Source organism: Roseivivax jejudonensis (assembly GCF_900172265.1).
GTDB lineage: Bacteria > Pseudomonadota > Alphaproteobacteria > Rhodobacterales > Rhodobacteraceae > Roseivivax > Roseivivax jejudonensis.
The window spans coordinates 304,719-325,391 of sequence record NZ_FWFK01000003.1 but is presented as its reverse complement, the minus strand read 5'-3'; the positions used below and the strand labels follow the sequence as shown (position 1 = coordinate 325,391).

18 protein-coding genes are annotated in these 20,673 nt (G+C 68.8%); 12 read left to right on the top strand and 6 right to left on the bottom strand.

The genetic code is table 11. The annotated features are described in order from the left end of the window. Together ROJ8625_RS09450 and ROJ8625_RS09445 are read right to left on the bottom strand one after the other, a co-directional pair. Positions 1 to 1,674 carry a mechanosensitive ion channel family protein gene (locus ROJ8625_RS09450; protein ID WP_085791638.1) on the bottom strand — a complete coding sequence of 558 codons (1,674 nt, stop codon included), beginning with the start codon at positions 1,672 to 1,674 and terminating at the stop codon, positions 1 to 3. Positions 1,675 to 1,737: 63 nt separating this feature from the next. After that, complete coding sequence (locus tag ROJ8625_RS09445) at positions 1,738 to 2,100, bottom strand: SUF system Fe-S cluster assembly protein (RefSeq protein ID WP_085791637.1); 363 nt, start codon at positions 2,098 to 2,100, stop codon at positions 1,738 to 1,740. Between the two features lie 113 nt (positions 2,101 to 2,213). On the opposite strand from ROJ8625_RS09445, the gene ROJ8625_RS09440 reads away from it, so the two are divergent. Genes ROJ8625_RS09440 through ROJ8625_RS09430 form a run of 3 tightly spaced genes read left to right on the top strand, consistent with a single transcriptional unit; the run spans position 2,214 to position 4,184 of the window. After that, positions 2,214 to 3,095 carry a methyltransferase family protein gene (locus ROJ8625_RS09440; protein WP_234984223.1) on the top strand — a complete coding sequence of 294 codons (882 nt, stop codon included), beginning with the start codon at positions 2,214 to 2,216 and terminating at the stop codon, positions 3,093 to 3,095. Continuing rightward, positions 3,088 to 3,798, top strand: coding sequence for a bifunctional 2-polyprenyl-6-hydroxyphenol methylase/3-demethylubiquinol 3-O-methyltransferase UbiG (gene ubiG, locus ROJ8625_RS09435; protein ID WP_085791636.1), 711 nt, complete (start codon positions 3,088 to 3,090; stop codon positions 3,796 to 3,798). Before ROJ8625_RS09440 ends, ubiG begins: the two co-directional genes overlap by 8 nt. Beyond that, a complete protein-coding gene (locus tag ROJ8625_RS09430) occupies positions 3,795 to 4,184 on the top strand; it encodes a DUF4149 domain-containing protein (protein ID WP_085791635.1) in 390 nt (129 codons plus the stop codon). Before ubiG ends, ROJ8625_RS09430 begins: the two co-directional genes overlap by 4 nt. Positions 4,185 to 4,247: 63 nt before the next feature. Here ROJ8625_RS09430 and rimK read toward each other — a convergent pair whose 3' ends face one another. Together rimK and ROJ8625_RS09420 are read right to left on the bottom strand one after the other, a co-directional pair. After that, positions 4,248 to 5,663 (bottom strand): 30S ribosomal protein S6--L-glutamate ligase, encoded by a 1,416-nt coding sequence (rimK, locus tag ROJ8625_RS09425; protein WP_085791634.1) that lies wholly within the window; start codon positions 5,661 to 5,663, stop codon positions 4,248 to 4,250. A gap of 81 nt (positions 5,664 to 5,744) precedes the next feature. Then, complete coding sequence (locus ROJ8625_RS09420) at positions 5,745 to 6,524, bottom strand: DUF2189 domain-containing protein (protein WP_085791633.1); 780 nt, start codon at positions 6,522 to 6,524, stop codon at positions 5,745 to 5,747. A gap of 137 nt (positions 6,525 to 6,661) precedes the next feature. Between ROJ8625_RS09420 and tgt the strand changes: the two genes are divergently transcribed. From tgt to ROJ8625_RS09375, 9 genes are all read left to right on the top strand, one after another. Then, the gene (gene tgt, locus ROJ8625_RS09415) at positions 6,662 to 7,789 is read left to right on the top strand and encodes a tRNA guanosine(34) transglycosylase Tgt (RefSeq protein WP_085791632.1); all 1,128 of its coding nucleotides are present in this window, start codon (positions 6,662 to 6,664) and stop codon (positions 7,787 to 7,789) included. Between the two features lie 93 nt (positions 7,790 to 7,882). Further along, on the top strand, positions 7,883 to 9,499 hold the full coding sequence (locus ROJ8625_RS09410; protein WP_085791631.1) for a thiamine pyrophosphate-binding protein: 1,617 nt from the start codon (positions 7,883 to 7,885) through the stop codon (positions 9,497 to 9,499). Continuing rightward, complete coding sequence (locus ROJ8625_RS09405) at positions 9,483 to 10,700, top strand: CaiB/BaiF CoA transferase family protein (protein WP_085791630.1); 1,218 nt, start codon at positions 9,483 to 9,485, stop codon at positions 10,698 to 10,700. Before ROJ8625_RS09410 ends, ROJ8625_RS09405 begins: the two co-directional genes overlap by 17 nt. Before the next feature lie 144 nt (positions 10,701 to 10,844). After that, a complete protein-coding gene (locus tag ROJ8625_RS09400; RefSeq protein WP_085791629.1) occupies positions 10,845 to 12,218 on the top strand; it encodes a tetratricopeptide repeat protein in 1,374 nt (457 codons plus the stop codon). Positions 12,219 to 12,249: 31 nt separating this feature from the next. Beyond that, a complete protein-coding gene (locus ROJ8625_RS09395) occupies positions 12,250 to 13,485 on the top strand; it encodes an OpgC family protein (RefSeq protein ID WP_085791628.1) in 1,236 nt (411 codons plus the stop codon). A 6-nt stretch (positions 13,486 to 13,491) separates the two neighbouring features. Further along, positions 13,492 to 15,042 (top strand): OpgD/OpgG family glucan biosynthesis protein, encoded by a 1,551-nt coding sequence (locus ROJ8625_RS09390; protein WP_234984222.1) that lies wholly within the window; start codon positions 13,492 to 13,494, stop codon positions 15,040 to 15,042. After that, the gene (gene mdoH, locus ROJ8625_RS09385) at positions 15,030 to 16,934 is read left to right on the top strand and encodes a glucans biosynthesis glucosyltransferase MdoH (protein ID WP_085791626.1); all 1,905 of its coding nucleotides are present in this window, start codon (positions 15,030 to 15,032) and stop codon (positions 16,932 to 16,934) included. The genes ROJ8625_RS09390 and mdoH overlap by 13 nt, the downstream gene beginning before the upstream one ends. 133 nt (positions 16,935 to 17,067) lie before the next feature. Continuing rightward, on the top strand, positions 17,068 to 17,586 hold the full coding sequence (locus ROJ8625_RS09380; protein ID WP_085791625.1) for a YHS domain-containing (seleno)protein: 519 nt from the start codon (positions 17,068 to 17,070) through the stop codon (positions 17,584 to 17,586). Between the two features lie 105 nt (positions 17,587 to 17,691). Then, positions 17,692 to 18,552 carry a CE1 family esterase gene (locus tag ROJ8625_RS09375; RefSeq protein ID WP_085791624.1) on the top strand — a complete coding sequence of 287 codons (861 nt, stop codon included), beginning with the start codon at positions 17,692 to 17,694 and terminating at the stop codon, positions 18,550 to 18,552. 151 nt (positions 18,553 to 18,703) lie between these two features. Here the strand turns inward: ROJ8625_RS09375 and ROJ8625_RS09370 are convergent, their stop codons facing one another. Then, positions 18,704 to 19,705, bottom strand: a complete 1,002-nt coding sequence (locus ROJ8625_RS09370) for an oligopeptide/dipeptide ABC transporter ATP-binding protein (protein ID WP_085791623.1) — start codon at positions 19,703 to 19,705, stop codon at positions 18,704 to 18,706. Next, a complete protein-coding gene (locus ROJ8625_RS09365; RefSeq protein WP_085791622.1) occupies positions 19,702 to 20,670 on the bottom strand; it encodes an oligopeptide/dipeptide ABC transporter ATP-binding protein in 969 nt (322 codons plus the stop codon). The genes ROJ8625_RS09370 and ROJ8625_RS09365 overlap by 4 nt, the downstream gene beginning before the upstream one ends. Positions 20,671 to 20,673 lie beyond the last annotated feature (3 nt).

Here is a 20,673-nt window from a genome sequence, read left to right as displayed (position 1 = left end):
TCAGCCGGCGTCGGCGGCCGAGATCGCCGGAAAGACAGGTCGCGAATCCTGCGCGAGGTCTGCCGCCTCCGCGAGCATCCTTTCGCGCACATCGCAGATCCGCGCCCAAGCGGTATTGGGATCGGGGCAGGGCACCATGAACAGAACTTCCATGCCGAAGGCGTCGTGCCCCGCGACATAAACGCCGCGATCGTCCGACATCGCGGCCTCGCTCTCGTCGTCGATGTCGTCGAGCGCGGCGAAGTAGCGCTCCCGCAGCTTCGAGACGTCCGCATCATGCGCGAGCCGCAGGCGCACTTCGCCGATCATCGACGGCTCGCGCATCATCCAGTTCTCGAACGGTTCGGCGGCGAAGTCGACGACGGGGACGACGATGCGCTTGCCCGTCCACTCGCGCAACTGGACGTAGGTGAAATGGATCCGCTCCACCGAGCACAGGTGCCCGTCGTAGACGATCTTGTCACCGATCCGGGCGGATTGGTTGAGTGCGATCTGCAGGCTCGCCATGACGTTGGTCAGGATGTTGCGCGCGGCGAAGGCGAGCACGAGCGTGAACGCCCCGGCCGAGGCCAGCAGCGAAAAGCCCAGCGTCTGCATCAGGTTCGCCTCACGCAGGATCACGCCGACGCCGGCAATCGTCACGACCACGATCATCGCGCGGCGGATGGCGGCGACCTTGGTGGCGAACTCGCGCTTTTTCTCCTGCCCGGATCCGGTGGGCGTCAGAGCGTCGCCGTCGAAGCTGACCAGCCGGTCGATGATGGCGTCAGCCACGTTGATGATCGCCCAGATCGTCGCGGCGACAAAGCAGATCGCCACGAGAGGAGACAGCAAAGTATCGATCCGCCCCGAGAAGACAAAGAGGTGCTGCGTGCAGAAGGCGAGGGTGAAGGCGATGACCGTCAGGATCACCGGGGGGCGCAACGCGACGAGCAGGCTTGCCGCGCCGGAGTCGCGACGATCCCGGCCGAGGCCGCGCGACATGAGCTTGTAGGTCAGCCGCGCGAGGCCGAGCGCCGCGCTGATCACGAGCGGCAGCGCGATGACTTCCCACCAGCGCAAATTCCAGAAGGCCGGCTGGCGCAGCGCCTCGGGCAGCGCGAGTTCGAGCCGCGAGGGGCCATAGAGGGCGTAGAGCGCCGGCAGGTTCTCGACGCTTTGCCGCGAGAACAGCCAGACCGGCTCGGCGCCCTCCACGTGCAAACGGTTGAGGCGCAGGCTGACCGGTCGCCCGTCCATTTCCACTAGGGCGAGAAGCAGAGAGCGCCGTGGCTCTCCGGCCATCGCGCTTTCGCTGGCAGCGCGCGCGTCGAGCGCGTCGGGCCGGTCGAGAAGCTGGAACCAGTTCACGACGATCTTCCGGTCGATTACCGTGAAGAGTTGTTCGGCGCGCTGCGGACCGACCTCGGCCTGCTCGTCCTCGGGAATAAGCGCGAGGTCGAGAATGTGGGCCGCAGTATCCCAGTCATCGGCACCGCCGGCCGCCAGAAAACTCTCGACCGAGGATTGCGGCGTGGACAGATCCATCTCGTCCGGACGCTCGCCCAGGCCGGGATTGATCGCGTCGACCTCGTACCACGATTGCGTGCCCGCGTTCTCCTGCGCGCACGCCGGTCCGACAAGCGCCTGCGCCAGCAGGACCAGAGCCAAGAGAACGAATGTCACCCGCCGCATGTGAAGCGAACCCGCCCAGACGCCGGCCGGTTCCCGCCGAAGCGATGCGCAAAGAAATGACGGTTACATGAAGCCCAGTTCGAGCCGCGCCTCGTCCGACATCATGTCCATGCCCCAGGGCGGATCCCAGGTGATCTCCACGTCGACCTGCTTGACCCCGGCGATGGGTTCGACCGCGTCGGCGATCCACCCCGGCATCTCGCCGGCGACGGGGCATCCGGGTGCCGTCAGCGTCATGATGACCTTGACCGCGTTCTCGCTGTCGATGTCGATCGTGTAGATCAATCCGAGGTCGTAGATGTTGACCGGGATCTCCGGATCGTACACGCCTCGGCACGCCTCGACGATCTGATCGTAGAGCGGGTGATCCGTGGTCGACGGCGCGATCAGCGGAGCACCTTCGAGCTTCGGGCTGACATCATTCATGCGGAGAGTCCTCTTCGCGTATCCGACCAAAGATATAGGAAATGCAGGCCTGAGGGTAAAGTGCGCTTCGCCACTGCGGGGCGACGGGCGGCGTCTCGAAGGCGCCAGGATCGATGCGCATCCTGTCGCACCCCGCGACGCTGGACGGGGCGGGGCGCCGTCATAGCTTTGCCGTCGTGATTGACATCTCCGACACTGACCGCCCGCTGCCGCGGCTGCTGAACCTGGTTCTCGGCAACCTGAACCCGCCACCGGGCAAGGGCCGGATCCTCTTCGCGCTCGCGATCGGGGGTGTGTGCCACCTGACGTTCGCTGCCGCGATCGCCGCTATGGTCTGGACGCTGTGGAACGGGATGACGACCGGTCTGGGCGCTGTTCCGTGGCCCTGGGCGGCGCTCGCAAACGCGGCGCTCGTGCTCCAGTTTCCGATCCTGCATTCGCTGCTGCTCAATACCCGCGCGGGCAAGATCGTGGGGCGTGTCGTTCCGGGAGCCTGGGGCCGGACGCTCTGGACGACGATCTATACCATCATCGCGTCGCTGCAGCTGCTGGCGCTGTTCCTGCTGTGGACGCCGTCCGGCATCGTCTGGTGGCAAGCGGAAGGCGCGATGCTCTGGGTCGTCGGCGCTGCGCATCTCTGCGCGTGGCTGTTTCTCATGCGGTCGAACTTCGATGCGGGCGTCGAGCTTCAGTCGGGTGCGCTCGGGTGGATGTCGCTGCTCCAACGGCGCGACCCGCGCTGGCCCGGGATGCCGACGACGGGCCTGTTCACAGTGATACGACAGCCGATCTACGTGGGGTTCAGCCTTGTGCTCTGGACCGTTCCGACATGGACGCCCGACCAGCTCGCTGTCGCGGCCACGCTGACCGCCTACAACGTGGTCGCGCCCGGCCGCTTCAAGGAGAAGCGCTACCGCGCGCGTTTCGGCAAGCGGTTCCGCCGCTATCAGGAGACAGTTCCGTACATGTGGCCGACAGGAGCGCGCGATGGCTGAGACCGCACGCAACGATCTGAGCATCTACGACGACGCCGCCTCGAAGTGGTGGTCCGACGAGGTGCGCTGGGTGCGCACGCTCAAGAATCTCGTGCCGGGTCGCTTCGCGTTCTTCGACAAGCACGTGGATTGGGCGGGCAAGCGCGTTCTGGATCTCGGCTGCGCGGGCGGCTTCATGGCCGAACCGCTGGCGCGTCGCGGGGCCGACGTGGTGGGCCTCGATCCCGCCGAAGAGGCGATCGCGGCGGCCCGAGAGCATGCCGAGGATCAGGGCCTGTCGATCCGCTACGAGATCGGCGTGGGCGAGGACATGCGGTTTGCCGACGGCGATTTCGACGCGGTCGTGTGCGTTGACGTACTGGAGCACGTGGCGGACCTCTCGAAAGTGCTCCGCGAATGCGCGCGGGTGCTCGCCCCGGGCGGCGTGTTCCTGTTCGACACCATCAACCGCAACGCCGTGGCGTCCTTCCTCGCCGTCACGATGGCCGAGCGCGTGATCGGATTGCTGCCGCGCGGGACGCACGACCCGGAAATGTTCATCAAGCCCAAGGACCTGAAGGCCGAGCTTCGCGCGGCCGGCCTCGAACCCGACACGTTCACCGGGCTCGGTCCGCGCGGCATGAACCGGCGCGGCGACATGACCTTCGGACCGCTCCCGTTGCAGACGGTTCAGTATATGGGCCTCGCGAGGAAAGCCGCATGACCGCGCTCGCGCTGCTCGCGACCGGTCTGCTGTTCGGCGGGATGGTGCTCTACTCCTTCGGCTTCGCGGCGTTCCTCTTAAAGAACGCGGAAGCCGCAGAAGCCGGCCGACTGCTTCGCGCAGCCTTTCCGCAGTTCTACCTGTTCGTGATCGTCGCCGGGGCGGCGGCCGCACTCTTGCGGCTGCCATCGGACGGGGTTGGCGCGCTTCTGCTTGGAATTGTCGCGGTGACAACGGTCCCGGCGCGCCAGACTTTGATGCCGGCGATCAACGCGGCGAGCGACGCGGGCGCGTCGGCGCGGTTCAAATGGCTGCACGGTGCGTCCGTGGCGCTCGGTCTCGTCCAGATCGTGCTGGTCGGTTGGGCACTTCTGCGCTTCCTCTAGAGCGCCCACGCGAGCGGATCGAACGTCATCGCCTCTCCGCGTGTCGTCGTCGTGCGGCGCCCCTCAGCCGAGGAGTTTTCGCTTGCGCACCGGCGCCGGGCGGACGCGCTCTTCGATGTGGTCGTAAAGCATGCCCGCCACGTTCTTTTTCGATGCGCCCTCGATACCTTCGAGCCCGGGCGAGGAATTGACCTCGAGCACCTTCGGCCCGCTTTCGGAGCGCAAAAGGTCGACCCCCGCCAGATTGAGACGGAACGCCCGGGCCGCGCGCACGGCGGTATCGCGTTCCTCGCGGCTGATGCGCACGACCTTCGCGGAGCCGCCGCGATGCAGGTTGGAGCGGAAATCGCCCTCCGCGCCGGTCCGCTTCATCGAGGCGACGACCCGGCCGCCGACGACGAGGCAGCGGATGTCCTCGCCCGCCGCTTCCTTGACGAAGTCCTGTACGAGGAAATTGGCGCGCAGGCCGCGGAATGCGTCGATCACGGATTGCGCGGCCTTCTTCGTCTCGGCCAGCACCACGCCCTTGCCCTGCGTCGATTCCAGCAGCTTCACGATCATTGGCGCCGTGCCGACGAGCCGCATGAGCGAATCCGTGTCCTTCGGCGACGAGGCGAAAGCGGTGTTCGGCATCCCGATCCGGTGGCGCGCCATCAACTGGTGGGCGTAGAGCTTGTCGCGCGATGCGGTGATCCCCTCGGAGCCGTTGACGCAGAAGGTTCCGATCGTCTCGAACTGGCGGATCACGGCGGTGCCGTAGGACGTCACGCTCGCCCCGATACGCGGGATGACCGCGTCGTAGCGCGGCAGACGCGCGCCGTCGTAATGCACCTCGGGCGCCATCGCGTTGATCGCCATGTAACACCGCGTGGTGTCGATCACTTCGACGGTGTGCCCGCGGGACTCGCCCTCTTCGACCAGCCGTCGGGTGGAGTAGTTCGCCTCACGCGAGAGGACGGCGATCCGCAGCGCCCGGTTCGGCGCGCGCTGGCGCACCGCCGACGAGGCATAGACGTCGTATGACAGCTCCTTCTGCAGAAAGCGGTCGGTCGCGACGATGGTGATGTGATCCTTGAGCGCCTCGCGTCCGAGCAGCATCCGGCTCGCCATGCCCGACCGGTTCGTCAGGGTGAGCTCGATCGGCCAGCTTTCGCCACCGACCTGCAGGGTGCAGCCGATCACGTAGCGGCTCTCGCTCTCGCCGTTCGAGCTGGTGACCATGCGTCGATCGAGCACCTTGGCCGAGCAGGGTATCACCAGATCCTCGCGGCCCGGCACGGGATGCACGGTAAAGCGGACCTGCGGCGCCTTTGCCGAGCCGAAGGTCTCGATGTCGTAGGCATGCAGCGCCGAGGTCCGGGCGCCGGTATCGACCTTCGCGCGGAGGGCGGGAAGCCCGAGATCGGGCAGGGCGACCCATTCTTCCCAGCCGAAGCGGATCAGGTCCTGCGCGGGATCGGTACGGTCGTCATCGGTCATGTCGGGGTCCTTCGGGAACGGCGCGTCACGGCTACCAAGCCCCCGCCGGTCCGGCAAGTCGGTGCGCCCGAAGCGTCGATGTCAGTCGAGAAGGCCCTTGCCTGCCGCGCGGCAATAAAGATGCCAGCTCGCATGGCCGAGGACCGGCAGCACCAGAAACAGACCCAGAAAGACCGGCGCGAGCGCGGCCAGGGTCAGCACGGCGATGATGGCCGCCCAGAGCGCCATCACCGCGAGGTTGTCGCGGACCAGCCGCACACTGGCCAGCATGGCGGTCACGAAATCGACCTCGCGGTCCAGCAGCATCGGCAGGCTGACGGCGGTGAGCGCAAACAGCAGGAAGGCCAGGACTGCGCCGACAATGGTGCCGGTCGCCAGCATCGTCAGCCCGTCGCCCGTCAGATAAGTCGACAGCGACTCCGGTGGCCCCATCATCGCCGACGGCCCCATGAACAGGGCGAACAGCATGTGCGCAAGAAAGCTCCAGAACAGCACGTAGATCAGGATGAGGGCACCGATCCACGGGATCTGGCGGTTTCGTTCGGCCCACACCACGCCCAGCACTTCCGCAAAGCGCGGGCGCGCGCCTTGGGCCCGGCGCCGGCTGACCTCGTAGAGCCCGACCGCGAGAAACGGTGCGGCGAGCGGGAACCCGAGCGTCATCGTCAGCGTCCACGTCAGCATGCCCGCGCCCAGCCGCACCAGCGCGAGCCCCATGATCACGTAGACCGCCGCGAAGAAGAGCCCGAACTGGGGCGCCGCGCGGAAATCGGCGAGCCCGGCCCGCAGCGCGTCGGACAGGTCTGAAAAAGCCAGCGGCGCGACGGCGGAGTCGGCGGAGGGATCGGGCAGTGTCGTCATGGCGCTGGTCCTCGGCGCAGGGTTCCACGTCGATGATACACGATTCTCGGGCGCTGCACCCGGTGGCGGCCAGTCTGCAACGCTCGCGCCCTCACGCCACCCTTGCCGCGTCCGCGGCGCTGTTGCAAAGGAGGGCGATGTCCCGGTTTTCCTTCATCCTTCAGGCGACCGACGGTGCGGCGCGCACCGGTCGCATCGACACGCCGCGCGGTGCGATCCGCACCCCGGCCTTCATGCCGGTCGGGACCGCCGCGACGGTCAAAGCGATGCTGCCCGAAAGCGTGGCGTCCACGGGCGCCGACATCCTGCTCGGCAACACCTACCATCTGATGCTACGCCCGGGGGCCGAGCGGGTGCATGCGCTGGGCGGGCTGCACCGCTTCATGAACTGGGACAAGCCGATCCTCACCGATTCGGGCGGCTTCCAGGTCATGTCGCTCGCCGATCTGCGCAAGCTGGACGAGTCCGGCGTGACCTTCCGCAGCCATATCGACGGCTCGAAGCACGCTCTGTCGCCCGAACGGTCGATGGAGATCCAGCGCCTTCTCGGCTCGGACATCGTGATGGCCTTCGACGAGTGCCCCGCGCTGCCCGCCGACCGCGACCGCCTCGCGTCGTCGATGCACCTGTCGATGCGCTGGGCGCGCCGATCGCGTGAGGCATTCGGCGACCGGCCCGGCCATGCGCTCTTCGGGATCCAGCAGGGCGGGCTGGAGCACGACCTGCGGGAAGAGAGCGCGGCCGCACTGCGCGAGATCGGCTTTGAAGGCTATGCGATCGGCGGGCTGGCCGTTGGCGAAGGGCAGGAGGCGATGTTCGGATGCCTCGATCATGCGCCGGCGATGCTGCCCGAAGACAAGCCGCGCTATCTCATGGGAGTTGGCAAGCCTGACGACATCGTCGGCGCGGTCGCGCGCGGCGTCGACATGATGGATTGCGTGCTGCCCTCGCGCTCGGGCCGCACCGGGCAGGCCTGGACGCGGCGCGGGCAGGTCAACCTGCGCAACGCGCGCCACGCCGACGATCCGCGACCGCTCGACGAGGCATGCGGCTGCCCTGCCTGCCGCGGTTATTCGCGCGCCTACCTGCACCACGTGACGCGATCGCAGGAAATGATCGCCGGGATGCTGCTGACCTGGCATAACCTTCATTACTATCAGGAACTGATGCAGGGCATGCGCGACGCGATCGCAGAGGGACGCTTCTCGGAGTTCGAGGCGGCGTTCCACGCCGCGCGCGCAGAGGGCGACATCGAGCGCCTGTAACCGGCGCCCCGACGCCTACCGGCTTGCGTTCCGGCGCGCGTGCGGGCTTCCTGCCGGCGGGGTGGACGACCAACAGAGAGGCCCGGACAGCCGATGACCGACCAGAGCGTGCGGACGGCCGACATTCTCGCGCGGAGGCTCGCCGCCGCGGGTTGCCGCACCGCGTTCGGCATGCCGGGAGGCGAAGTGCTGACGTTTCTCGATGCGCTGGGCGTCGCAGGCATCGATTTCGTGCTGGTGCGTCACGAGAACGCCGGCGGCTTCATGGCCGAGGGCGTGCATCACCGCACCGGCGCGCCGGCGCTCCTCGTCGCCACGGTGGGGCCGGGTGCGCTCAACGCCGTCAACGTGGCCGAGAACGCGCGCGAAGACCGGGTGCCGATGATCCTCGTGACCGGCGCCGTCGATGCCGATACCGCGGCACGCTATACCCACCAGGTGCTGGATCAGCGCGCGGTCTTCGCTCAGGTCTGCAAGGCGAGCTTCACGATGGTGCCCGGCGCGGCGGAAGCGATTGCCGACAAGGCGCTCGCCATCGCGACAGACGGCCGCCCCGGTCCGGTCCATATCGACCTGCCGATCTCGGTGGCCGCTGCGCCGGCCCGCCCGGCGCCGGCGCAGCGCCGCCGTCCCGCCCTGCCGGTCGCGCCGGCACCGTCGGCGGAGTTCGACGCTGCGCGCGTCGCAGTCGCGGGCGCCGACCGGCCACTGATCGTCGCGGGCGTCGACGCTGTGAACGAGGGGGTGACCGATCTCGCAACGGTGGCAGAACGCCTCGGCGCCCCGGTCGTCACCTCCTACAAGGCCAAGGGCCTGATGCCCGAGGACCATCCGCTGGCACTTGGCGGGGCGGGCCTGTCGCCTCTGGCCGACACGCATCTCCTGCCGCTCGTGGCCGATGCCGACGTCGTGCTCCTTGCAGGGTATGATCCGGTCGAGATGCGGATCGGCTGGCAGGATGCCGTCCATCCCGACCGACAGACCGTGATCGACATCGGGCCCGAGCCGAACACGCACTACATGCATCAGGGCAGCGTCAACGTGCAGGCCGCGATCGGTCCGACGCTTCGCGCGCTGACCGATGGCACGACCGAAGCGACCGGCTGGAACGGTCGGATCCGCACTGCGCGCGCAGCCTTGGCCGAAGCGTTCGCTCCCGGGCCCGATTGGGGACCGGCGCAGGTGATCGAGACCTGCCGGCGGGTGCTTCCCGGCGATGTCCTGGCCACGGCCGACAGCGGCGCGCACCGTATCTTGCTGAGCCAGATGTGGCGGTGCCACGAACCTCGCGCGCTGGTGCAGTCCTCGGGCCTGTGCACGATGGGGTGCGCGGTGCCGCTGGCCATGGGAATGTCGCTGGCCTCGCCCGAGCGCACGGTCGTGTCATTCTCGGGCGACGCGGGCTTTCTGATGGTGGCGGGCGATCTGGCCACCGCCGCCGATCTGGGGTTGCGCACGATCTTCGTGGTCTTCGTGGACCGCTCGCTCGCGCTCATCGAGCTCAAGCAGCGCCAGCGCCAGCTGACCAACACGGGCGTCGATTTCGGACGCACCGATTTCGCGGCGCTCGGCCGCGCAATGGGCGGGGACGGGGCCACGGTGTCGTCCGTGCCCGATCTCGAGGCCGCCCTGACGCGCGCCATGGCCGCCGACGCGTTCACCGTGATCGCCGCGGAGATCGACCGGAGGAGCTATGACGGACGCATCTGACACGCCCAAGGGCCCGCTCGACGGGCTTATCGTCTGCGACCTGTCGCGCATTCTGGCGGGGCCGACGGCCACGCAGATGCTCGGCGACCTGGGGGCGCTGATCCTGAAGATCGAGAACCCCAAGACCGGCGGCGACGACACCCGCGCGTGGGGCCCACCCTACGCCGACACGACCGACGGGGTGACGGATCTGTCGGCCTATTTCATGGCGGCCAACCGCTCCAAGCTGTCGGTCGCGGCGGACATCGGGACGGAAGAGGGCCGCGCGCTCGTGCGCGAGATCGCGATGGCTGCCGACGTGGTGATCGAGAACTTCAAGCCTGACGGGCTCCGCAAGTACGGGCTCGACCACGAAACGCTCTGCACCGAGCGCCCCGACCTCGTCTACTGCTCGATCTCGGGGTTCGGACAGACCGGGCCGAACCGCAAACTCGCCGGTTACGACCTGATGGCGCAGGGGTTCGGCGGGATCATGTCGCTGACCGGTCCTGCCGAGGGCACCCCGCACAAGGTGGGCGTCGGCATCGCCGACGTGATGTGCGGGATGTACGCCGCGATCGGTATTCTTGCGGCCTTGCGTCACCGAGACGCGACCGGCGAGGGCCAGCATATCGACCTCGCGCTCGTCGACTCGCAGATGGCGTGGCTTATCAACGAGGGCACGAACTACCTGCTGTCTGGCCGTGACCCCGAGCGGCGTGGCAACGCACATCCGAACATCTGCCCCTACGACGTGTATCCATGTGCTGACGGCCACGTGATTCTCGCGGTTGGCAACGACGGCCAGTTCGGCCGCTTCGCCACGGCCATGGGACGGCCGGACCTGGCCGTCGATCCGCGCTTTCTGACCAACCCCTTGCGGCTCGAGAACCGGGTCGCGCTGACGGAAATTGTTACAGATCTCTTCGCAGAGCGGTCGCAAAGAGACATTCTTGAGCAGTTGAGCGCGGTGACCGTTCCGGCCGGACCGATCCACACGGTCGCTCAGGCGCTCGGTTCCGACCAGGCCGAGGCGCGGGGAGCGGTGATCTCGGTTCCGCGCGACGATGTCACCTCGGGTTCGGTGCAACTCCTTGGCAATCCGTTGAAATTCTCGCGAACGCCGGTCGCCGCGTCGGCTCCGCCGCCACGCGTGGGCGAGCATACGGACATTGCGCTCGACCGGCTGCGGGACGCGCTCGCGCGGCGCGGCAAACGATGACGTGACGGCAGCGACGCGATCACAAAACCGCAGGCTGGCAGCCATGTGACATTCGGCTGCGTCGACCCATGTTTACATTGGTCAGGACGAACCCGCAGGCACGACGCCTGCGGACCACGCCCTGCCTGCAAGGACGACGCACACATGGCCTTTGACCTTTGTCGCGCCGATTGCGGCCTCGACGACCCCGAGGCCCTGGCGGCGTGGAATGCCATGATCGTCGCGTTTCTCGCGCATTCCAAGAGCACGCCGGATCACCTCGCCAACGTGCTGGACCGCTCGCCCGACGCGGCGATGCCTCTCGCGGCGAAGGGGCTGTTCTGCCTCATGCTGGGCCGCGCCGAGATGACCGAGGCCGCGCGGGGGGCGTATTCCACGGCCCGGGCGGCGCTGACCCTTGGCGGGGCGCCTGCGCGTGCGAGGGCATGGACCGACGCGCTCGGATGCTGGCTCGACGGGGCGCCGTCGGGCGCCGTGTTCCACCTCGAGAGCGTGCTGTCCGCGACGCCCGAGGACACGCTGACCCTGAAGGTCGTGCACGGGATCCGCTTTATCCTCGGCGACGCCGGAGGCATGCGTCGCTCGGTAGAGCGCGCGCTGGCCGGACACGCGCCCGACCATCCGCTGCGCGGCTACGCGATGGGGTGCCACGCCTTCGCTCTGGAGGAGACGGGCGCCTACACCGAGGCGGAGGGGGCCGGGCGCGCGGGCCTCGCACTCTGTGCGGACGACGCGTGGGGCCTGCACGCAGTTGCGCATGTCCACGACATGACGCACCGCCCGGGCGACGGGATCGCGCTTATCGACGAGAACCGCCGCGCTTGGGATCATTGCAACAACTTCCGTTACCACGTGTGGTGGCACAAGGCGCTCCTGCACCTCGACCGGGGCGAGCACGATCTGGTGCTCGACCTCTACGACACCCAGATCCGGGCGGAGCACAGCGACGATTATCGCGATGTCGCCAATGCCTCGTCGCTGCTCATGCGCCTCGAACTGGAGGGCGTGACCTGCGGTGACCGGTGGCACGAGTTGGGCGATCTGGCAGAACGCCGGCTTTCGGACGGCTGCCTCGTCTTCGCCGACCTGCACTACATGCTGGCGCTGGCCGGCGATCATCGTCCGGGCGCCGCGGCGCGGCTGGCAGCGCGCATCGGCGAAACCGGCGCGCCGCGCACCGAGCACGGACGCCTCTACGATCATCCCGGGCACGCGGCCGCCGAGGGGCTGGCCGCCTTTGGCGAGGGCCAGTACGCGGTCGCGTTCGAGCGTCTGCGCGCGGCCCGCGCACACCTGCCGACAATTGGCGGCAGTCACGCACAACGCGACGTGTTCGAGCGGATCACCGTCGATGCGGGGCTGCGTGCCGGCCGCCTCGATGATGCCGAGGCGATCCTGACCGAGCGCACCGTCCTGCGGGACGGCCACGCCGATGCCTTCGCCGAGACGCGGCGATCCGCCATCGACGATGCGCGCGCGGGGCGCCCTCTTTACGAGGCGCAGCGCCGCAGCGCATAGCGCAGCGCGAACGAACAATGAGTCTGCGCCCATGACCGACGCCACTGCCGTTCCCCCGGTTCGCACCTCGGCCGCGCCGCGCGCCGCGGAGACGGCACCCCGCGCGGGTGTTCGCGACCCGCGGCTCGATTTCTTCCGCGGGCTCGCGATGTTCATCATCCTGATCGCCCACACGCCCGGCAATTGGGTGACCGGCTGGATACCCGCGCGCTTCGGCTTTTCCGACGCGACCGAGATCTTCGTGTTCTGCTCCGGCATGGCGTCCGCGCTCGCGTTCGGAAAGGTGTTTCGCGAACGCTCTTGGTTTCTTGGCGCCGCGCGCGTCGCGTTCCGGTGCTGGCAGGTCTACTGGGCTCATATCGGCCTCTTCCTCGCCGTCGCCGCGCTCGTTGCGGGGCTCAACGCCACCGGCACGTTCGAACGCGACTACGTGGGGCAACTCAACCTCGTGCCGTTCTTCGAGGATACCGGCCAGAACCTGATCGGGCTGCTGACGCTCACCTACGTGCCGAACTACTTCGACATCCTGCCGATGTATCTCGTGATCCTCGCGATGATGCCGATCCTCGTGGCGCTGGTGGGCGTCCACAAATGGCTCGGTGCGGCGGCGGTGATCGTCGTCTGGCTCCTCGCGCAGCTGCAGATCCTCGCGCTCCCGGCCGAGCCGTGGTCGGACCGCGAATGGTTCTTCAACCCGTTCGGCTGGCAACTGGTGTTCTTCACGGGGTTCGCTTTGATGGCGGGCTGGCTTCCGGCGCCGCCCAAGACAAACGGACTTATCTGGCTGTCGATCGCCTTCCTGGTGCTGACATCGCCCCTGTCCTCGCCGCGGGTGGTGGAACTGTTGTCCGTGACGTGGCCCGCGGCGGCCGAGTGGTCGATGGACGTCTATCCCGACATTTACGTGCTGCGGCAGAAAACCGACTTCGCGATCCTGCGCTACCTCCACTTTCTCGCGCTCGCCTATCTCGCCTGGGTCGCGGTCGGTGATCGCGGGGCCCGGCTGAAGCCGCCGGCCGGCGACGGGCCGGTCGCGCGCACCTGGCGCGCCGGCCTCGCGGCGATCCTAAAGGTCGGGCAGCAATCGCTGGCGATCTTCATCACGTCGATGTTCCTCGCCCGGGTTCTGGGCCTCGTTCTCGACGTGATCGGACGGAACGCTTTGACCATGTTGATCGTTAACTGCTGCGGTGCGGCATTTCTCGTCGCGATGGCGTATATGGTCGGTTGGTTCAAATCTCAGCCCTGGCGGCAGCCGAGGACGTAAGGACATATGGACAGAAGACAGGTTCTGGCGGGACTGATGGCCTGCTTCGCGGCTCCCGTGCGCGCACAGCAGGAGGGCGCCTCCGGCGGAGCGGCAGATCCCGAGGTGCCGGGGCTGCAACTCGGAACGCCCGACCCGTTCGCGCCCGAAGACGTGCGCGAGCTTGCGCGCGCGCTCGCGGCAGAGCCCTACACCGCGCCGCAGCGCATTCCCGAAGCGTGGACGTCGATCGATTACGACCAGTATCGCGCGATCTGGTTCGACCCGCGCAACGCGCTGTGGAACGCGAGCGGCAAAGAGCCCTTCCGTATGGACGTATTCGCGCCGGGGCTCTACTACCCGACGCCGATCGACATAGCGGTGGTCGAGAACGGCGAGGCGCGGCCCGTCCTCTTCGACCTCGAGGTGTTCGACCGCACGGATCAGTTTCCCGATCTGCCGATCGACGAGACGCTGGGCTATTCGGGTTTCCGGCTCAGGGCCGAGCTGGAGCGTCCGGACGTGTTCACCGAGTTCGCGGTCTTCCAGGGCGCGAGCTATTTCCGCGGGATCGGGGCGAGCCAGATCTACGGCCTTTCGGCCCGCGGCCTCGCCATTGATACAGCCGAGCCCGAAGGCGAGGAGTTCCCGGAGTTCCGGCGCTTCTGGATCGAGCGTCCGGCCCCCGGAGCCAAGACCTTGGTGGTGCACGCGCTTCTCGACAGCCCGCGCGCGACGGGCGCCTACCGTTTCGTGCTGCGCCCGGGACGCCGGCTCGAGATCGGCGTGGAAGCCGAGATCTTCGCACGCGAACAGCTCGATCATGTCGGCCTCGCGCCGCTGACCTCGATGTTCCAGTTCGACGAAACCAATCGGCACCGCTTTTCCGACTTCCGTTCGGCGATCCACGATTCCGATGGTCTTCTGATCCACAACGGCGCGGGCGAAAGCTTGTGGCGCGCGCTCGCCAATCCGAAGACGCTGCAGGTCAGCGTGTTCGTGGACGACAGCCCGCGCGGCTTCGGCCTGATGCAGCGCGCCCGCGCGTTCGAGGATTACGGCGATCTCGAAGCGCTCTACCATCGTCGCCCGTCGCTCTGGATCGCCCCGCGCGAGGATTGGGGGCCAGGCGCCGTCACGCTGGTCGAGATCCCGACAGACGACGAAGTCTACGACAACATCGTCGCCTACTGGCGGCCGTCCGAGCCGCTCTCGCCCGGATCCTCACGGCGCTTCGCGTACGACATGACGTGGAGCGCGCAGAGCGACCACGCCACCGGCCTTCGGGTGCTGAACACCCGCGCCGGGCGCGGCCGCGACGGTGGCATCCGGTTTGCCATCGACTTCGAGGACGGCGATGCCCTGCCGGACGATCTGAGCAAGGTCGACACTCTGGTGCGGTCGGCCGGCGGTGGCGAACTCGGCCCCGCGATCGTCGAACGCAACCCCGAGACGGGCGGCGCCCGGCTCGGCTTCTCGCTGTTTCCCAACGAGGCCCCTCTCGTCGAAATGCGCGCGCAGCTCCGGATGGACGGCGCGCCTCTGAGCGAGGTGTGGCTCTACCGATGGACCGCCTGACCTTTGCGCCGACGGGCGCGGCCATGCCGCCCGAGGCGCCGCTGCCGATGCGCGCGCAGAGCTTCCGCGACCGTCCCGAGGCGGGCCGCACGCTGCCTGGCTGGACGATCGGCGACGTGGCTTGGCGTCTCGGTGCGTTCGGCCCCGCGATCGCGATCACGCTGTCGCTGATTTGGGGCATCGCGCGGTGGTTTCGGTCGGGCGGTTTCACGCTCGGCGAAGGCGTGCTGGTCTTCCTGATCGGCCTGACCTTCGTCTGGGTGTCGCTGTCCGTCTCGGCTGTGCTGATGGCGATCCTGCGGCTCGGGCTGGCGCGGGCGCGCCGCGGTCGCGTGGCCGAGCCCGCGGCCCCCCGCGCTCGCCAGAGGGTGGCTCTGCTTGTGCCGGTCTACAACGAATGCCCGTGGGAGGTGGCCGGCAACATCGCGGCCATGCGCGCCGAACTGGTGCAGGAGCGGGAGACCGATCACTTCGCTTTCTTCATCCTCAGCGACACGCGGGATCCGCAGATCGCCGGGGAAGAGGTACGTGCCGCATGCGCGCTCGACCAAGAGAGCGGCATCCGCGTGCACTACCGCCGCCGGGCCGAGAACACCGACAAGAAGGTGGGCAACATCAACGACTGGATCCTGCGCTGGGGCGCGGACTGGGACGCGATGATCGTTCTCGACGCCGACAGCCTGATGTCCGGCTCTGCGATCCGGGGGCTCGCCGACGCGCTGGCCCGCGATCCGGATGCCGGCCTGATCCAGTCTTTTCCGGTCCTGATCTCCGCCGAAACGCTGTTCGGACGGATGCAGCAATTCGCCACCTCGGTCTACGGCTGGCTCCTGGCCGAGGGATTGGCGCTCTGGTCTCGGTCCGAGGGCAACTACTGGGGCCACAACGCCATCATCCGGACCCGCGCGTTCGCCGACAGTGCTCGGCTGCCCTACCTGCGCGGCCGCGGCGGCCGGGACGAACTGATTCTGAGCCACGACTTCGTGGAGGCGGGGATGCTGCGCCGGGCCGGGTGGGCCGTGCGCTTTCGCCCCCGGGTCGGCGGGTCGTTCGAGGAGACGCCGGCGACCCTGATCGACTACGTGCTGCGTGACCGGCGCTGGTGCCAGGGCAACCTGCAGCACCTCCGCCTTCTGCGCGCGCGCGGGTTCCACCCGATCTCGCGCTTTCACATGCTGCAGGGGGCCTTTGCCTATCTTCTGTCGCCGGCATGGTTCGTGCTGCTGGTGGTGTGGTCGATCCTGCTGCCGATGGGGGACGGCACCCCGGTCAACTACTTCAGCGCGTCGAACCCGCTATATCCGGTCTGGCCGCAGATGAGCCGGATCGACGGCACGTGGTTCCTGATCTTCATCTACGCGATGCTGCTGCTGCCGAAAATCGCGGCGGCCCTGATGATGGCGGCGACCAGGGGCGTCGCGCGGCTCTATGGCGGGCCGGGGCGCTTCGCGGCGACGACGCTGACCGAAATCGCGCTCGCCATACTCTACGCGCCGATCCTGATGGTGCAGCAGAGCGCGGCGGTCCTGCGCGCCGCGCTCGGCCGTCCGAACCCCTGGGCGCCGCAGCGACGCGGCGCCTGCCGGCACGGTTGGGGAACGCTCCTGCGGTTTCACTGGCTCGAGACGATCCTGGGCGCGGTGATGCTCGCGGGCATGGCAACCGGGACGCTGTCGGTCTGGCTGGCGCCCGTGGCCCTGAGCCTCGCCGCGGCCGTGCCGCTGTCGCGTCTGTCGGGTGTGCGCGTGGCGGACAGCGCCCTGCGACCGCTCCGGCTCGACACTCCGTTGAGCCTGCGCGAGCCCAAGGTCCAGCGTCGCGCCCGGGTCGAACGGGCCCGCTTCCGCGCGCTGATCGAGACGCCGCCGGCGGCCGGCATCGCCGCCGAGTGAGGGCATTTGTTACAACGCGCTGACGCGGGCCCACGGCGCGTCACGAAGGGCGGAGCCTGGGTGCCCGCGCGTCATCTCCTGCCGTAGCGTGCAAGGCACGATCCTTGCAGCAACCCGCACCGGGAGACCCCTCATGCGCATTCTGATCCTCTCCGCCGCGCTGGCCTTCGCCGCGCCCGCCGCGTCCATCGCCGGGCCGCAATTCGTCGACGAGACCGGCTTTGCCGTGTCGGGCTACGACGTCGTCGCCTATTTCGACCTGCCGCAGGCCCCGGTCGGCGCGCCGCAGCCCGCCGCGGTGCCCGGCCGCGCGAGCATCACCGCCGAGCACAACGGCGCCACCTTCGCCTTTGCCTCCGAGGAAAACCGCGACCGCTTCCTCGCCGACCCGGAGGCCTTCGTGCCGCGCTACGACGGCCATTGCGCCTACGGCGTCGCCAAGGGCGGCAAGGTGCCCGGCAACCCCAACCTCTGGCGGATCGTCGATGGCGCGCTCTACCTCAACATCACGCCGAACGTCGTCGGCTTCTGGGAAGAGGACATTCCCGGCAACATCGACACCGCAGAGGGCAACTGGGTCTCGATCGAACCCGACGCCGCCTCCGAAAATACCATCCCGCAATTCACCTCGGCGGCGCCGGTCACGCAGTGACCCGGCGCGCGGGCGGTCCCGGCATCACGCAACCGGGATCGCTCGCCGCTCGACTTCCCCGCGCCTCGCCTAGCTCTTGGCAAGGTGATGACAGGGAGAGTGCCGATGCCCCGATCCGTCCTGCGCCTGGCCGCGATCCTGCTGCCGCTCGTCGCGCTGTTCGCCGGCGCGGCGCGCGCGGCTTGTGGCCCGGACACGTCTGCGCCCTGCGAGATCGCGGGAGGCTCCTACCACGTCGAACTGCCGGAGGCACCGCAACCGGGCGCGCCGGCACTCATGTTCATTCACGGCTGGGGGTCGAGCGGCGAGGGGACGCTGACCATGCGCGGCGTCGTCGAGACGGCGCTGGAGCGCGGGTACGCGGTCATCGCGCCCGACGGCATCCCGCGGGAGGGACGCTCCGGGCGCACCTGGGCGTTTCATCCCGAGCGGCCGCAGCGACGGGACGAGGTCGCCTTCCTGCAGGCCGTTCGCGACAACGCGGCCGCGCGATTCGACCTCGATCCGGACGCGATGCTGCTGGCCGGCTTCTCGATCGGCGGGTCGATGGCGAGCTACCTCGCCTGCGCGGCGCCGGAGGCGTTCGCCGCCTACGCGCCGGTCTCGGGCAGCTTCTGGCGCCCGCACCCAGAGGGCTGCGCCGGCCCGGTCCGGCTTCTGCACACGCATGGCTGGCGCGACGGCACGGTGCCGCTCGAGGGCCGGCTCCTCCGCGGCGAGGCTCTCGAGGCGCCCGACGCGCTGGCGCAGGGCGATGTCTGGCACGCGATGGCGCTCTGGCGGTCCGCCGGGGGCTGCCGCCTGCAGGCGGACGGCACCTCGGGGGACGGCACCTACTGGCGCAAGGACTGGACCTCGTGCGCGCCCGGCGCGACCCTGAGCTTCGCGCTCTTCGATGGCGGGCACGGCGTGCCGCCGGGCTGGGCCGACATGGCGCTCGACTGGTTCGAGGACCAGCGGTCCTGACGGGAGCGCTGCCCTGCGTCGCTGACGCGTGCGCCCGGTCGCGCCGGCGGGCGAGGGGCGCTGCCCCTCGCGCTCCCCGGAGTATTTGCGCCAAGAAGAAGGGGGCGGGTCGTGCACATGGGCTGGGCCGCGCGCATCCAGCAGAGGGGGGTCAGGCGACCTCGTCGGCGGTGATGGTGCCCGGGAACAGGCAGGCGCAGCGATGCGGGCCGGGGCCGGGTGCGGGAACCTCGGCGGCACAGGCGGCCTCGGCGCGCGGGCAGCGGGTGCGAAAGACGCAGCCCGAGGGCGGGGCCATCGGCGAGGGGAGGTCGCCGGTGAGCGGGATGATGCGCTTGTCCCGCTCAACCGCCGGGTCGGGCACCGGCACGGCGGAGAGCAGCGCCTGCGTGTAGGGATGGCGCGGCGCGGCGTAGAGCCGCTCGGCCGGCGCGGCCTCCATGACCCGCCCGAGATAGAGCACCATGACCTCGTCGGAGATGTGGCGCACGACGCTCAGGTCGTGGGCGATGAAGAGAATGGCGAGGTTCAGGTCGCGCTGCAGTTCCTGCAGGAGTTCGATCACCTGTGCCTGGATCGAGACGTCGAGCGCCGAGACCGGCTCGTCGCAGATCAGGAGCCTGGGCTCGACGATCAGCGCGCGGGCGATGCCGATCCGCTGGCACTGGCCGCCCGAGAACTCGTGCGGATAGCGGTTGATCATCTGCGGCAGGAGCCCGACCCGGTCCATCATCCGGCGCACGCGGTCACGGATGTCGGCGCGCGACAGGTCGCGGCGATGGGTGCGCAGCGGCTCGGCGATGATCTCTCCGAGCGTCATGCGCGGATTGAGCGAGGCGAGCGGATCCTGGAAGATCATCTGGATCTCGGAGCGGTAGCGCTGCATCGCCGCAGGGGAGAGCGACAGCAGATCGGTGTCGCCCTGCCAGAGCACCTGGCCTGAAGCCGGAACCATGCGGATCAGCGCGCGGGCGAGCGTCGACTTGCCGCAGCCCGACTCGCCGACGACGCCGAGCGTCTTGCCGGCCGCGAGGTCGAAGCTGACGCCGCTGACCGCGCGCAGCTTGCGCGGCGCGGTCCACGGCATGTCGCCTGGGCGGGTGGTGCCGAAGGTGACGTCGATCTCGCGGGCGGACAGAAGCGGCGTGGTCATGCGGCGACCTCCTCGGCGGTGCGGTGGCAGGCGCGCTGACGGGCCGGGCCCGCCTGCGACAGGGGCGGCATCTCGGCGCAATCCTCGCCGGCGAAGGCGCAGCGCGGACGGAACGGGCAGCCCCGGGGCGGGCGCGCCATGTTGGGCGGGTTTCCCGGGATCGCCGCCATCGCCTCGTCGGCGCGGTCGAGCCGCGGCACGGCGTTCAGGAGCCCCCGCGTGTAGGGATGGGTCGGCCGCTCGAAGAGCGGATCGGTGGGTGCGCGCTCCATGACGCGGCCGCCGTACATGACGGTCACCCGTTCGCAGAAGCCCGCGACGACGCCGAGATCGTGGGTGATCAGCATCGTGGCCATGCCGAACTCGCCCTGCAATTCCTGAAGGAGCGCCATGATCTGGGCCTGCACGGTCACGTCGAGCGCGGTGGTCGGCTCGTCCGCGATCAGCAGGTCCGGGCGGCACAGCAGCGACATCGCGATCATGACCCGCTGGCGCATGCCGCCCGAGAACTCGTGCGGGTAGAGACGGATGCGCTCGCGCGCGGAGGGAATGCGCACCGCGTCGAGCATGCGGACGGCCTCGGCTTCGGCCGCGCGCCGCCCCATGCCCTGGTGCAGCGTCAGCACCTCGACCATCTGATCCGAGATTCGCATGTACGGATTCAGCGAGGTCATCGGATCCTGGAAGATGATGGCGATGCGCTCGGCTCGGATGCGGTTGAGCGTTCTGGCGGGCGCGTTGAGGATCTCGTCGCCGTCGAAGCGGATCGAACCCGTGGCGCGCCCGTTCCGGGCCAGAAGCCCGAGGATGGCAAAGGCGGTCTGGGACTTGCCCGACCCGCTCTCGCCGACGATGCCCAGCGTCTCGCCGCGGTCGAGGGCAAGCGAGAGATCGTTGACCGCGTGGACGGTGCCGTCGCCGGTGTCGAAGGTGATGTTGAGGTTCTCGATCTCGAGCAGCGGCATGTC